At 65.2% G+C, this 13,631-nt stretch carries 10 protein-coding genes and 1 pseudogene; 4 read left to right on the top strand and 7 right to left on the bottom strand.

Annotation, left to right across the window (positions count from 1 at the left end):
- Positions 1-25: 25 nt before the first annotated feature.
- The 5 genes and pseudogenes from OCI36_RS09925 to OCI36_RS09905 all read right to left on the bottom strand — a co-directional run bounded on the left by OCI36_RS09925 (position 26) and on the right by OCI36_RS09905 (position 7,127).
- Positions 26-1,116 (bottom strand): annotated as a pseudogene (locus OCI36_RS09925) (transposase).
- Between the two features lie 405 nt (positions 1,117-1,521).
- Positions 1,522-2,826, bottom strand: a complete 1,305-nt coding sequence (locus OCI36_RS09920; protein ID WP_261664934.1) for a glutamate-5-semialdehyde dehydrogenase — start codon at positions 2,824-2,826, stop codon at positions 1,522-1,524.
- 79 nt (positions 2,827-2,905) lie between these two features.
- Complete coding sequence (gene proB, locus OCI36_RS09915) at positions 2,906-4,015, bottom strand: glutamate 5-kinase (RefSeq protein ID WP_261664933.1); 1,110 nt, start codon at positions 4,013-4,015, stop codon at positions 2,906-2,908.
- 278 nt (positions 4,016-4,293) lie between these two features.
- Positions 4,294-5,913 (bottom strand): aldehyde dehydrogenase family protein, encoded by a 1,620-nt coding sequence (locus OCI36_RS09910; protein WP_261664932.1) that lies wholly within the window; start codon positions 5,911-5,913, stop codon positions 4,294-4,296.
- Positions 5,914-5,978: 65 nt separating this feature from the next.
- On the bottom strand, positions 5,979-7,127 hold the full coding sequence (locus tag OCI36_RS09905) for an NAD(P)/FAD-dependent oxidoreductase (protein ID WP_261664931.1): 1,149 nt from the start codon (positions 7,125-7,127) through the stop codon (positions 5,979-5,981).
- A 306-nt stretch (positions 7,128-7,433) separates the two neighbouring features.
- Between OCI36_RS09905 and OCI36_RS09900 the strand changes: the two genes are divergently transcribed.
- From OCI36_RS09900 to OCI36_RS09890, 3 genes are all read left to right on the top strand, one after another.
- On the top strand, positions 7,434-8,771 hold the full coding sequence (locus OCI36_RS09900; protein ID WP_261664930.1) for a GAF domain-containing protein: 1,338 nt from the start codon (positions 7,434-7,436) through the stop codon (positions 8,769-8,771).
- An 85-nt stretch (positions 8,772-8,856) separates the two neighbouring features.
- Positions 8,857-9,354, top strand: a complete 498-nt coding sequence (locus tag OCI36_RS09895) for a sensor histidine kinase (protein ID WP_409996741.1) — start codon at positions 8,857-8,859, stop codon at positions 9,352-9,354.
- A complete protein-coding gene (locus tag OCI36_RS09890; protein ID WP_261664928.1) occupies positions 9,351-9,698 on the top strand; it encodes a sensor histidine kinase in 348 nt (115 codons plus the stop codon). The genes OCI36_RS09895 and OCI36_RS09890 overlap by 4 nt, the downstream gene beginning before the upstream one ends.
- A gap of 64 nt (positions 9,699-9,762) precedes the next feature.
- Here the strand turns inward: OCI36_RS09890 and OCI36_RS09885 are convergent, their stop codons facing one another.
- Positions 9,763-11,499 carry an ABC transporter substrate-binding protein gene (locus OCI36_RS09885; RefSeq protein WP_261664927.1) on the bottom strand — a complete coding sequence of 579 codons (1,737 nt, stop codon included), beginning with the start codon at positions 11,497-11,499 and terminating at the stop codon, positions 9,763-9,765.
- Positions 11,500-11,554: 55 nt separating this feature from the next.
- On the opposite strand from OCI36_RS09885, the gene OCI36_RS09880 reads away from it, so the two are divergent.
- Positions 11,555-12,799, top strand: coding sequence for an MDR family MFS transporter (locus tag OCI36_RS09880; protein WP_261664926.1), 1,245 nt, complete (start codon positions 11,555-11,557; stop codon positions 12,797-12,799).
- A 30-nt stretch (positions 12,800-12,829) separates the two neighbouring features.
- On the opposite strand, the gene OCI36_RS09875 is transcribed toward OCI36_RS09880, so the two are convergent.
- On the bottom strand, positions 12,830-13,540 hold the full coding sequence (locus tag OCI36_RS09875; RefSeq protein ID WP_261664925.1) for an SDR family oxidoreductase: 711 nt from the start codon (positions 13,538-13,540) through the stop codon (positions 12,830-12,832).
- Positions 13,541-13,631 lie beyond the last annotated feature (91 nt).

The raw sequence follows: 13,631 nt of genomic DNA, 5'->3' as shown, positions 1-13,631 counted from the left end.
TTCAACTTGAAAGTATAGCTACGGCTCATAACTTGCACCTTGCATAGCTGAGCGAATAGCCGTGCTGGTGGAGGAATTCTTGCTCTTTTTGAATTTGGCTCAGCAGGTGGTTCAGCCTGACTTCGGGGAAGAGGGTATGTAGGGCCAAGCGGGCTGCCTCTTTCAGGGTCATGTCCTCAGAGCGGTACAGCATGGTTAGGGTGAAGGCCAGGAAGACCATCAGAATCCAGCGGTCCAGACCCCTGGCAGTTCGCAGCGCGAACTGCGCCAACCCAAACTGGTGCTTACACCTTCCTTAAAGAAGGATTCCACCCCCCAGCGATGCGCACCCTCAGCAACGATCTCGTCCCCCTCCAGCAGTTCAGACGACACCGCGAAGAATTCACGGTCCCCACGGTCCATCCTCCCCAGGGTCAGCGTTTCCAGAGGCCAGTTGGCGAGGTTGACGTACCCCCCATGCGGACAGTCCGCAACCGTCACCTGTCCAGGATGGTCTGTGCGTCGGTTGCTCCGCACACCCACCACGAACTCGAAACCCAGGCGCTGCACACCGTCCAGAAAGACAGCGGATTCGAATCCACTGTCCGCTAGGACACGTACCCGGAAACGTTTCTTGATGAAGTCCGGCACCTCTTCCAGTAGGTCGAGCGCCAGAGTGACCGGGGTGCTGGTGTGCTTGCCCTGGTAGACCCGGTAAGAAATGGGGAACTTCAGTTCCCCATATTCGGCGAACAGGACCACCAGATGGATGCCGTGCCTACCGTTGTAGACACTGACATAGGGCAGCTGAGTTCCCACCTTTTCCACCGTGGTCAGATCCACGCTGAGCCGCATTCGAGGTCTACGTTTGTGACGAGCTGTATCCAGCAGGATGCGCCACTGGAAGTCCTGCATCTCTTCCCGGCAGCGGTCTGAATCCCAGTCATAGACGTTGAAGAAGCGACTCAGTGCACTGGGACTGACTCCCTCAGCCTGGCTGAACTTGGTCTTCTGACCTGGACTGTGGAAAAGGTGCAGCGAAGCCTCCAGGCTTCGCCGTTGGTACAGCGTCTCTGGAATGTCCAGAATCCGCTGTGAGAGAATATGGGCGCGCTCCCCTGAAACCTGTTTGTACACACTTCCAGAATTTCAGCTCTGGGAGCGCTTTTTGTCCGCCTATTCAGGTGCAAGTTCTGAGTACGTCCATCTCCGCGATTGTATGTGCGCAGAGCCAGTAGACGCGGACTCGCTTGAAACTCATACCCATCTTCCCAATGACCTCTGGCACGCATTTGGGAGCCGACCGGCCGGCCAGAGCAAAGCGCTGGAGCAGCTCTGGGTCGGTCAGAATCCGGGCACGGCTATTGAACCACAGGTTTCATTGACCCACGGCACGAAAAACAGCAGCTCAAGCTGTTGCCACGCGGCGACGCGTCCAACCCCGCCGAGCCAGATGTAGCCAGAGCACCGCGAACAGCGCCGCCGCTATCCAGCGCCAATACACTGGATATTCATGGCCCAGGCCTACGCTGGCCGCTGCCCTCAGGGGCGTACGGTGCCTTCGCCGTGCACCAGATATTTGAAAGAAGTCAGTTCGCGGGCGCCTACCGGGCCGCGAGCGTGCAGTTTGCCGGTGGCAATCCCGATCTCGGCGCCCATGCCGAACTCGCCGCCATCGGCGAACTGGGTGGAGGCGTTGTGCATGATGATGGCGGCATCTACCTCGCGGGCAAAGCGGTCGGCCACCGCTGCGTCCTCGGTCACGATGCACTCGGTGTGGCCGCTGCCGTACTGGGCGATGTGGGTGATCGCCTCGCTGGGGCCCGACACCACCCGCGCCGCGATGATGTTGTCCAGAAACTCGTGGCCGTAATCGTCCTCGTGGGCCGGTTCCACGCCGGATAGCTCCTGAAACTGCCGGTCGCCGCGAATCTGGGTGCCGCGCGCCTGCAGGGCAGTCACCAGCGCCGCGCCCTGCGCCGCAAAGCTCTCGCGGTCCATCAGCAGGCACTCGGCGGCGCCGCAGATACCGGTGCGGCGGGTCTTGGAGTTGACCAGCACCGCTTCCGCCTTGGCCGGATCGGCCGCCGCATGGATATAGACATGGTTGATACCGTCCAGATGCGAGAACACCGGCACCCGCGCCTCGTTCTGCACCCGGCTGACCAGGCTGCGCCCGCCGCGCGGAATAATCACGTCGATCAGCCCCTGTGCCGCCAGCATCTCCCCCACCGCCGCGCGGTCACGGGTGGGAATCAGCTGAATGGCCCGTTCCGGCAGGCCGGCCGCGCGCAGCCCCTGCACCAGCGCCGCATGAATGGCCTGCGAGGAATGCAGGCTTTCCGAACCTCCCCGCAGAATGGCGGCATTCCCGCTTTTAAGACACAGTGCCCCGGCGTCGGCCGTCACGTTGGGCCGCGACTCGTAAATCACGCCCACCACGCCAATCGGGGTGCGGACCCGGCGAATGGTCAGGCCGCTGGGCCGCTCCCACTCGGCCATCACCTCGCCCACTGGGTCGGGCTGGGCGGCCACATCACGCAGGCCCTGCACGATGCCCTGCAAGCGGCTTTCATCCAGCCGCAGGCGGTCCAGCATGGCGGCGCTCAGGCCCTTTTCCTCCGCGAAGGCCAGGTCGCGGGCGTTGGCCGCCAGCACCCCGGCGCTGCTCCCCTCCAGAGCGTCTGCGGCAACTTCCAGGGCCCGCTGCTTTTGCTCGCTGGTGGCCAGGGCCAGGGCGCGGGCCGCCGCACGGGCCTGGGCAAACAGCATGTTCATGGTGTGTTTCAGTTCGGTGTAGTGCGGTTCGGATACCTGGGATGAGGTCTGGGAAGCAGTCTGGGTCATAGCAGAGGGTCCTGTTCTGAAAAAAGAGAAAGCGGGGAAAAGAGCAACATACGGCGGGCAAGAAGAATTGCCCCGGAGGTCAGAGCACCAGATTGTCGCGGTTGATAAAGGCCGAGCGGGGCGGCTCGCCCAGCAGCAGGGCGATCTCGTCGCTGTGAAGCCCAGCGATGCGGCGAGCCTGCGCCGAGCCGTAGCTGCACAGGCCGTGGCCCAGCACCCGGCCGCGGTGCACCACTTCCACGCAGTCACCGCGCCCGAAATTGCCCTCTACCGCCGTGACTCCGGCGGCCAGCAGCGAGCGGCCCCGGCCCAGCGCGGCCTCGGCGCCGTCGTCAATGGTCACGCGGCCCTGCGGCTTCATGCCGGCAATCCAGTTCTTGCGGGCCGACTTGGGCGTCTCAGCACCAATAAACCAGGTGGCCCGCGCCCCTTCACGCAGCGCCGAAATGGGGCGGTGGGTGTCACCACGGGTGATGGCCATCGCTGCGCCTGCTTGCATGGCGGTGCGGGCTGCCATCAGCTTGGTTTTCATGCCGCCTTTGGCGTCAGGGCCGGGATCGCCGGCCAGCGCCTCGATTTCGGGGGTAATATCGTCAATCTGCGCAAAGTGCTGCGCCGCCGGGTCGTGTCGGGGGTCGGCAGTGTAGAGGCCGTCCACGTCCGACAGCAGAATCAGGCAATCGGTGCCGCAGGTCAGGGCAATCTGGGCGGCCAGCCGGTCGTTGTCGCCAAAGCGGATTTCATCGGTCGCCACGGTATCGTTCTCGTTCACGATGGGCACGATGCCGTGGTCCAGCAGGGCGCTCAAGGTGGCCCGCGAGTTGAGGTAGCGGGTCCGCACACGGCTGTCTTCCAGCGTGACCAGCACCTGCCCGGCATGCAGGCCGCGCTGCGCCAGCTCATCGGCGTAGGCCTGCGCCAGCGAAATCTGCCCGACGGCGGCAGCCGCCTGTGCCTCGTCCAGCGGCAGGGGCCCGCGCGGCAGGCCCATCTGCCGGCGGCCCAGCGCGATGGACCCGCTCGACACCAGCACCACCTGCTTGCCCTGCGAGCGCAGCAGCGCCACATCGTCGGCCAGACCGCTCAGCCAGTCTCGTCGCAGGCCGCGCTCATCAACCAGCAGGGCGGACCCTATCTTGATGACGAGACACTGCGAACGGTCCAGAAGCTGACGGCTGAGCACGGTCATGCCCGACAGTCTAGATCAAAAGAAAAGGGTTTGCATAGTTAACCAGGAATGACGCCTAAATGCTGCATAATTTCGTGCTAGGCGTTGTCACCCGGAATCTGACGCTTTTTCAAAAAGCTGTGCCCGTTCAGCTTTATGGATGAAAATTAAGTGGCTCCCTAGATGCATTTGTCAGACATCCCAGCTATAAGTATGCAAGGAGTTGTTTGGCAGGCAAGACAGCAAATGGCGGCCTCTCCACACACCGGGCAAGGCCGCCGCTGTTGCCATCCAGCTCGTCAGATGCCGTCCACCTCTGACCGCCCACTCAGCAGGCGGCCTACACTGAACGCCTCACGCGGCTGAGCGTAAGCGGTGTCCATCTGCGCCAGTTGCAGCCGGCCGGAAATATCGTCGTTGACGCCCTGCCAGTAGGTGTAGCTTTCCAGCACCCAGATGCCGCTCTCGCGGGTGCCGTTGCCGCTGCCCTTGGTGCCGCCGAACGGCATATGGGCCTCGGCGCCGGTGGTGGAATTGTTGATGGAGGTCATGCCCGCCTCGATTTCCTCCTGAAAACGGTGGGCCCAGCTGCGGTCGTTGGTATAAATGGCGCTGGAAAGGCCGTAGTCCACCGCGTTGGCAGCGGCAATCGCCTCGTCGAAGCCGTCCACCTTGACCAGATTGACGGTGGGGCCGAACACCTCGTTTTGAAACAGCCGCATGCCAGGCCTCACCCCTTCCCAGAGGGTCGGCCAGCCGTAAAAGGCCGCTTCCGGGTCGCCCTGAAAGCCGGCCGGCCGGTTCCCCGGCGTGATGCGGCCCTGACCGTACAGCAGCGTGGCACCGTCCTCTTCTCCCCAGGCGTAGTGGGCTTCCCAGGACCGGAAAAAACGCTCGTTGATAAAAGGGCCGTACAGCACGTCCTCGTGTTTCACGGGGTTGCCGATGCGGATGCTTTGAATGGCCGCCAGCAGCTTATCCCGGAACTCGCTGTAGACCGGCGCGTCCACGATGAGGTTGCCGGCGCTGGTGCAGCGCTGCCCGCCGGTGCCGTAGGCGGCCCAGAGGGCGCCCTGCACGGCGTTATCGATATCGGCGTCGCGCATCACCACCAGCGGGTTCTTGCCGCCGAGTTCCAGGGTGGGATGGGTCAGGTTGCGGCCGGCCACCTCCCCGATCCAGCGGCCCACGGCGGTAGAGCCGGTAAAGGCAATCTTCTGCAGCAGCCGCTCGTCCAGCATCTCTACCAAGAACTGCCCCGCCGCGTCCTTCCCGCCGCCAAAGACCACGTTCAGCACGCCGTCCGGTACGCCGGCTTCTTCCAGCAGCCGGGCAAATGCGTAGGAGGTCAGCGGCGCGTCCTCGCTGGGTTTCCAGACCACCACATTGCCGGTCAGCAGCGCCGGAATGATCTTCCAGCTGGGCACCGCCACCGGGAAATTGCCGGCCGTGACGATCCCGACCACGCCCAGTGGCCGGCGGTAGGTCTTAAGTTCCTTGCTGGGCATCTCGCTGGGCACCGTCTGCCCGTAAAGGCGTCGGCCTTCCGACTGGAAAAAGGCACAGGTGTCCACCGCTTCCTGCACGTCACCGCGCGCTTCTTTGAGCGTCTTGCTCATCTCGCGGCTGAGCAAGCGGCTGAGGGCTTCTTTCTCGCGGGCAATCGCCCGGCCGATATGGCCGATGATCTCGCCACGGACTGGGGCCGGTGTGGCTTTCCAGCGCGGAAAAGCGGCGCGGGCTGCCTCGCAGGCGCGGCGCACGTCGGCGCGGCTGGCTTCCGGAAAGGTGCCCAGCACATCGCTGAGGTCACCACTGGAACGGCTCTGAAAGAGAACGGCGCCCTGAGGCTGAACGTCCTGACCGCCGATCAGGTGGCCGTAGGTCTGGCAGGTGGGCTGGGAAGAGGTCTGGGTCATGGGTTCTCCTGTGGTGGAAAAAGGTGAGACACGGGAAAGATCAGGCGCACGCCGGCGCTCTCCGGTCAGACGATGTGCCGCTCGGCGGTGGCCCGGTCGTGGGCAAAGCGCTCCAGCTGTAGGCTGCTTACATCGATAAAAGGGTCCTCGCCGCGCACGAACGAGGTTACGATCCGGCCCACGGCGGCCGCCTGCTGCACCCCATGCCCGGAAAAGCCACAGGCATTGATCCAGCCGGGCGCTTCAGCCGCTGGCCCCAGCACCGGGCTGCCATCGGGGGTCATCTCGTAGTAGCCCCAGAAGGAATAGGAGCGGTCAATGTCCAGCTCGTTCAGCCAGGGAAACCGCCTGGCTGCGGCGGCGCGCACCGTCGTCAGCCAGGGCCAGTCGATGCCTTCTTCCAGGCCGTCGGGCTGCTGTGGGTTAGACACGGTAAAGATGACCGTGTCGCCATGCCCGCGCAGCCACAAGTTGCTGGTGGTGTCGATGGTCAGCGGATAGCCCGGCGTACCGTTGCCAGAGCGGGTGCGGTAAACGCTGCGGCGGCGGGGACGCACTGGCACGCTCAGCCCGGCCAGCGCCGCCACCGTTCCGCTCCAGGCGCCGGCCGCGTTGACCACCACCGGCGCGCTGAATTCACCCTGGCTGGACGACACCGCCCAGGCCCCATCCCGCCGCTCGATATAGGTGACTTCTGCTGGGCGGCAGAGTTCGGCGCCGCGTTCCAGCGCCATGGCGGTATAGGCATTCAGGGTCAGCAGTGGGTCAATGTAGCCGTCCTGCGGGCCGTAGGTGCAGCGGTAGATGCCTTCGGTCAGGAACGGCACGTGCCCGGCAGCCTCCTGTGGTGTGATCACGTCCACCGGAGCACCGGCGCCGCGCTGCACTTCCACCCCCTGCAGGTGTGCATCCCACCCCTCCCGGGGCACCAGAAACAGGTAGCCGTTCTGCACGTACCCACTCTCACGGCCAAACTGTTCGGGAAAGCGTTGGTACTCCTGAATGCTCTCCCAGGACAGCCGCACGTTCACTTCCTCCGAGAACTGCACCCGCACCCCGGCCCCGCTGCGGCCCGAAGACCCCCGCCCCGGCGCCGCGCCGCGGTCCAGCACGGCGACCCGGTAGCCGGCTTCGCTGAGGCGAAAAGCACAGGCCGACCCGATAATGCCGCCGCCGATGACAATCACGTCTGCCGTCTTGACCTGCGTAGTCAATGAAACCCTCCCTCAATCCGGGCGTGAGGCCATTCTGCAAGAACCGCGCGGCCCTCCCAATCCAGCAAAAATATGTGGGGAGGCGAAAAGGAGCCGGCACCGGCCCCGCCGTCAGCGGCGTCCGGGACTGAACTGCTTGGAATTGTTGCTGCACCGCTACTTTAGCGAAAGGCCAGGGCCGAATACAAGCAGGAGAGTATCCTTCTTTACTTTTCAGCACAGGAGGAGTGCTTCAGAGGAGCAGGACGGCGCCAGAGTCGCCTGTGCGCACATGAAAAAACGCTGGAAAAGAGTATGCTACAGGTTATGAGCGGTTCGGCCCCAGAGAATGCAACCCGGCCAGTCCCGCTGGCGGAGCACCTGCAGGACATGACCGAACGTCTGGCTGCCACGCGGACTCAGGAAGCCATTTTTCAGATCGTGTTGCAGCCGGCGCTGCAAAGTCTCGACGCTATTGCCGGCGCAATCCTGCTGATTGACAGCAGCGGCGAGCAGCTGGAAGTGGCCGCCACCCGTGGTTACTCGGCAGAAGCACAGACCATCTGGCAAGACGGCCCCCTGACCGGCAATGTCCCGGCCGGGGACGCCCTGAAGCAGCATGAGGCCCTGTTCTTCGAGCATCAGGGCGACCTGCTGAAAGCCTACCCAGAGCTGGAAGAACGCACCGGCGCAGTGGCCCCGGTTGCCAACGCGGTGCTGCCGATGTTTCTGGACCACCGGCCGCTGGGCACCCTGATTCTGGATTTCCAGGAACCGCACGACTTTACCAGTGAGGAAAAGCATTTCCTCAAAACCCTGTCAGCGCAGTGTGCCATCGCCTTGGGCCGCGCCCAGCTGATGGCTGACTTGCAGGGTCAGCTGGACCAGCGCACCCGGCAGATTCAGCAGGAATCCCAGGCCCACGCTGCCTTCGTGGCCTTCATGGAAGCGGCCGGCACCGAAACCGACGTTGACGTGCTGGTCGGCCAAGCCCTGCAACTGCTGGGGCACTACTTTCATAACGGGGACGGCGTCTACTGCGTGTATGAACATGGGCGCTGGGTCGGGCGCGGCTGGACGGCCACCCTGCCGCCCGAGCTGGCCGTTCATATTGCGGACGGCCTGCTTACCGATATGCCACTGGTCAGGGAGATGCTGCGTCAGCAAGCCCCGGTCTTCTGGGACGACCTGCCGCCCGACCAGCACTTTATTCCGGGCACCCGGAGCTACCGGATGATTTTCTGCTATCCGCTGATTCTGGACGGCGAGGTCAAGGCGTTCGTGTGCTTTGCACGCCGCAGCCGCCAGGGCTGGAGCGCACAGGACCGCACGGTGGTGCGCGCTATCGGGCGCAGTCTCAACCTGACGCTGGAACGGGCCGAGCAGGCCGCCCGCCTGCAGGCTCAGCGAGAAGAAGCCGAGCGGCGCAGCGAGGTGCTGTCGGCTTTTGCCGAGCTATCACGCGAACCGGTGCTGGACACCGACCCCTACAGCCTGATCCAGCGCACCCAGGAAGTCGCGCTGGGCCTGTTGCCCAGGGCTTTTCGGTCTATTTCGAGCTGCAAGGCGGCCAGTGGCAGGTGCGGGCGCAGGTGGGGCAGGCTGACCAGCCCGAACTGCAAAAGCAACTGGAAGCTGGCCTGGCCTTCGGAACGCCCAGCCTGAAACCCCTTTCCAGAGTGGTGAACCCTATTACCAGGAGTGCACAGCAGAACGCGGCGGGGACAGCGAGACCCGGGAGAGTTGCCGCCTGGGGGCCAGCGCCACACTGCCGGTCAAGGTTAATGGTCAGGTGCGGGGGGTGCTGGCTTTTGTCTTCTCGCAGACTCGGGTCTGGAGCCACGAGGACCGGGCCATTCTGGATACGGTGGGCTATCAGCTGCGGCTGGCGCTGGAGCGGGCCGAACAGACCCAGCAGCTTCAGGAACAGAACGCCGAACTGGAAGCGTTCACCTACTCGGTGTCACACGACCTGCGCACGCCGGTGCGGCACATCATGGGTTTTAACCGTCTGCTGCGCGGCAATTTGGGCGAGCAGGTGGACAGCAAGTCTGAGCGCTACCTCACCGTGATTGAGGAAGCCACTGTGCGGATGAACACATTGATTGACGCCATGCTGGACCTCTCAAGGACTGCCCGCGCCACCCTGCAGCCGGGCACGGTGGATCTGGGCACGCTGGTCAGCGACGTGCAGGGCGAACTGGAAGCCGAGGTCGAAGATGGGCGCTCCACGACCTGCCGGTGGTGACTGGCGACCGTGACACTCTGCACCAGGCAGTCGTCAACCTATTGAGCAACGCCCTGAAATACACCCGCACCCGCGAGCAGGCCCGGATCGAGGTCTGGGCAGAAGAAGGAGTCTACGAATGGACCGTCTTCGTACGCGACAACGGTGTGGGCTTCGACCCGCGCTATTCCGAGCGGCTGTTCGGGGTCTTTCAGCGCCTGCACCGCGCGGACGAATTCGAGGGCACCGGCGTGGGTCTGGCCAATGTTCGGCGCATCGTGACCCGGCACGGCGGCACCGTCTTTGCCGAAAGTCAGCTGGGTGAGGGAGCCACCTTCGGCTTTACCCTGCCCAAGCCGAACTGAGCTGCGCCATTCCACTCTGAATGCGGGGGCTGCCCGGCCAGTCGCGGTATGGCGCACCCCTCCTCTACTCCAGCGGCCAGCGGTCCACCCACATCCTCTTGAGGTCCAGCCGGCCGAAGGCATCGTGCTGCACACCCTGCAGCCAGGGATGCAGTTCGCCCTGCTTGACACGGTGATGGGTCAGGTTGACCCAGCCGCTGCCTTGCAGGGCCGCTTCCACCTGTCCGATCAGGCGGGCATTCTGCATGGCGTCCTCGCTGAGGCTCTGCAGCACCCGGCTACTCCAGGCCAGCAAGCGGGCCGGCAGCAGGCGGCGAAACAGCAGCCTCGGGTCATGCAGAGCCTTCCAGAACGACAGCTCGGTATCCAGGTCCGAAACCTCGCCCATCAGCACCAGGTCGGCGGCGGCCTGCAGGTGCCCGTCATCCTCCAGGGCAAAGGTCCGCACCTGTACTGTCAGCCCCAGTAGGGCGGCGCGGCGGGCCAACCAGTGGGCTTCGGCCTGCGCCGCAGGGAAATCCAGAGCGTAGAGGGTCAGCGGACCGGGGTCCGGCACGCCGTCCATCCAGGCCCGCGCCCGCTCCAGTGACCGCAAGCGCGGGGGCTGCGCAGCCGAGCGGTGGGGATAAAAACTGGTGGCCAGCGGCTGTGCCTCCTGCCCGCTGGCGGCCCAGTGAGCGCGGGGGTCGTGCAGCTCGGCCAGGGCTTGCCTCAGTGGCCGGCTGTGAGCCGCGGGGCGGTGGGCATTCCAGATCAGAAACTGCACCCCGTTTTCCACCTGCCAGTGTGAGCGCAGCGCTTCTGCCCGCTCGCCCTGCAACTGATAAGCCGCGTAGACGGGAGAAGGCGGCACGAAATAGAACTCGGCCTCGTCCAGCTGTGGGCGCTCGCCGAAATAGTGGTCGAAAGCCCGCAGCCGCAGGCCCCCGTCAAAACGCTCAAACTGAAAAGCGCCGGTACCGACCAGTCGCTCCTCGCTGAACGGCAAGTCGGCCGGCAGAATCAGCGCCTGCACGTGAGCCAGCCGGCGCAGCAAAAAGGCGTCGGGCCGCTGAAGCTGCAGGTCAAGGGTCAGGGCGTCGGGTGCCGTTACGGCCGCCACGCCCGGCAGGTACCAGGGTGCTTCCCGCAGCAGCCGTTCCAGTGAATACCGGGCGTCGCCCGAGTCGGCAGGGCGGCCGTGGTGAAACAGTGCCGCCTTGCGCAGCCGGAAACGCCAGGTCAAGCCGTCCTCGCTGACTTTCCAGTGATGGGCCAGCGCCGGCTGAAGGGCACCGGTCCGAGGGTCGAAGCGCACCAACGGGTCAAACACCTGATACAGCAGCCAGGCCTCGAAAGTGACCCAGGCATGCACCGGGTCCAGGCTGGTCAGCGGCCGGGTCAGCACGGTACGCAGGCGGTCGCGGCCGTAAGGCAGGCTCTGCAACCCGAAATGTTCGCGCACCTCGGCCGGGCGGGTCCAGTGTGGCGGAAACGGCAAGGCACTCAGGCGCGACCAGTCGGCCAGCTGCCCAGCGGCCACCAGCGCGGCGGCCAGTTCACGCACCTGTGGCCCTGCCAGCCCAGGGAAACTCAGCTGCGAGGTGTGCCCCCGGCCCCGCCCGGCGCGGTAAGTCAGGGCGCCGGCGGCGTGCAGGCGCTGCAACTGCCGCCGGGCAGTCTTGGGGCTGCACCCCCATATCCCGGCCAGCTGCGGCACCCTGACCGCAAACGTCAGCCGGTCGCCCTGTTCGGCGCACAGCTGGGCCCGCAGCTGCCAGAGCGGCCAGTCGGGCGGGGCAAGATCAGAAAAAGGGGACAAAGGCAGACTCCTGTGGGACTTTTTACCACTTTTACCGGCCCCCATACTGCGGAGCATGTGGAAGACCCTGCATCCCAACATCCGGGTCCGGATCGTGACCTCTTTTCTGTCGCGGCTGGTCGGCGGGGCCGTGTTTCCGCTGCTGGCCATTTATTTCACCGAACACCTGGGTGCCGGGCGGGCCGGGCTGCTGCTGGGCCTGCTGGTCGCGGTGCAGTTTGCCGCCGGGCTCTACGGGGGCCTGCTGGCCGACCTGTGGGGCCGGCGGCGCACCCTGCTGCTGGGCGAGGTGCTCAAGGCACTGGCTTTTGCGGCGTTGCTGGCGGCCAACTGGCAGCAGCCCTTCCCCTATCTGACCTTTGCCGCCGTGGCGCTGGTGAACCTGGCTGGCGGGCTGGTGGGCCCGGCCAGCGAGGCGATGCTGGTGGACGTTTCCACCCCCGAAAGCCGCAGTTTCATGTACTCGGTCAATTACTGGGCCATCAACGCCAGCCTGCTGATCGGCACCCTGCTGGGCGGCTGGCTGTACCGGGACCACTTTCCCCTGCTGCTGGAACTGCTGCTGGGAATGTCGCTGCTGACGCTGTGGCTCTCCTGGACCCGGCTCAGCGAGACCCGCGCCGGCCAGAGCACCCACGAGGTAGGCGCGCAGCTGGGGCTGGGTTCACTGCTGCGCAACTACGCCGCCGTGGCCCGCGACCCGGCTTTCCTGCTGTTCACGGCGGGCGGCGTCGCGGTGCTGACCATCGAATTCGGGCGGTCCAACTGGGCAGCGGTGCATCTGGCACAGAACTTCGCGCCGCTGCTGCTGGGCGGGCAGCTGATTGACGGCGTGCGGGCCATGAGCCTGCTGACCGCCGTCAACACCGGCCTGATCGTGCTGCTGACAGCGCCGGTCAGCGCCTGGGTGACCCGCCAGCCGCAGGTGCCGGTGATGTACGCCGGGTTCCTGCTGTTTGGGGCAGGCTTCGCGGTGCTGGCCTTCAGTGTGTCGCTGCCGGCGCTGCTGCTGGCCAGTGTAGTGCTGACTCTGGGCGAATTGCTGTATGTGCCCACCCGCCAGAGCCGGCTGGCCGACCTGATTCCCGCCGAGGGACGCGGCGCTTATCTGGCGATAAACGGGCAGCTGTTCACGGTGGCCAAATGGGCCGCGTCGCTGGGCGTGCCGCTGGGGGCCATCATCGGCGGCCCCGGCATGGCGGCACTGACACTGGGGCTGGGCGTGCTGGGCATGTGGCTGACCAGCCTGGCCCTGCGGCGGCGCTCTGTGCAGGACCAGCTGCAGCCGGCGTCTTCCTGAAGCAGAGGCCACCGCACCAGGAAGACTGGATTACCAGGGGTTGGTGGCGAACACTTCCAGCTCGGTGACGAAGGCCCGGTCGTCCATCTCAATCAGGGCGGCCACGGCGTGGGCCATGTCCTCGGGTTGAATCTTGCGGTCGGCGTTCTTGCGGCTGGCCGGGTCACTGCCGCCAAAGCCGGTGATCACCTCGCTGGGCGCCACGTAGCTGACCCGGATGTTCTTGGGCCGCAGTTCGTCGCGCCAGGACTGGGTCAGGCCGCGCAAGCCGAATTTGGTAGCGCTGTAAGCTCCGGCACCGGCCGAGCCACGCAGACCCGACACGCTGCCGATGTTGATGATGGTGCCGTGGCCCTGGCCGCCGCCATTTTGCACCATCAGGCGGGCAGCTTCGCGGGCCACCACCGTGGCGCCTACCAGGTTGGTGTCCAGCATCTGCCGAAATTCGGCCGTGTCCTGTTCCAGCAGCGGAGCGTAGCGGCCACCGCCGGCATTGTTGACCAGTACGTCCAAGCCACCGAGGTGCTCGGCAGCTTCCCGCACCAGGCGCACGGCGTCCTCGTCGCGGCTCACGTCGGCCTGAACGACGTGCCAGCCTTCCGCGCGCAGGGCAGCAATCTTGGCGTCATCGCGGCCGGCCAGCACCACCCGGGCGCCGCCTTCGTGCAGGCGCCGGGCAATGGCGAGACCAATACCGGACGTGCTGCCGGTCACCAGAATACGGGCATCTTGCAGGTTCATGAGAGCGAGGCTAGCAGCTTGGCCCAGGCCGAAAAGTCATGCTGGCCCGGCTTGCCGCGCGGCTGGGCCACAGGCAAGAGTGAGCTACAGT

The sequence above is a fragment of the Deinococcus sp. Marseille-Q6407 genome, from assembly GCF_946848805.1.
Lineage (GTDB): Bacteria > Deinococcota > Deinococci > Deinococcales > Deinococcaceae > Deinococcus.
The sequence above is the reverse complement of the archived record's forward strand: the minus strand, read 5'-3'. Positions and strand labels throughout refer to the sequence as shown.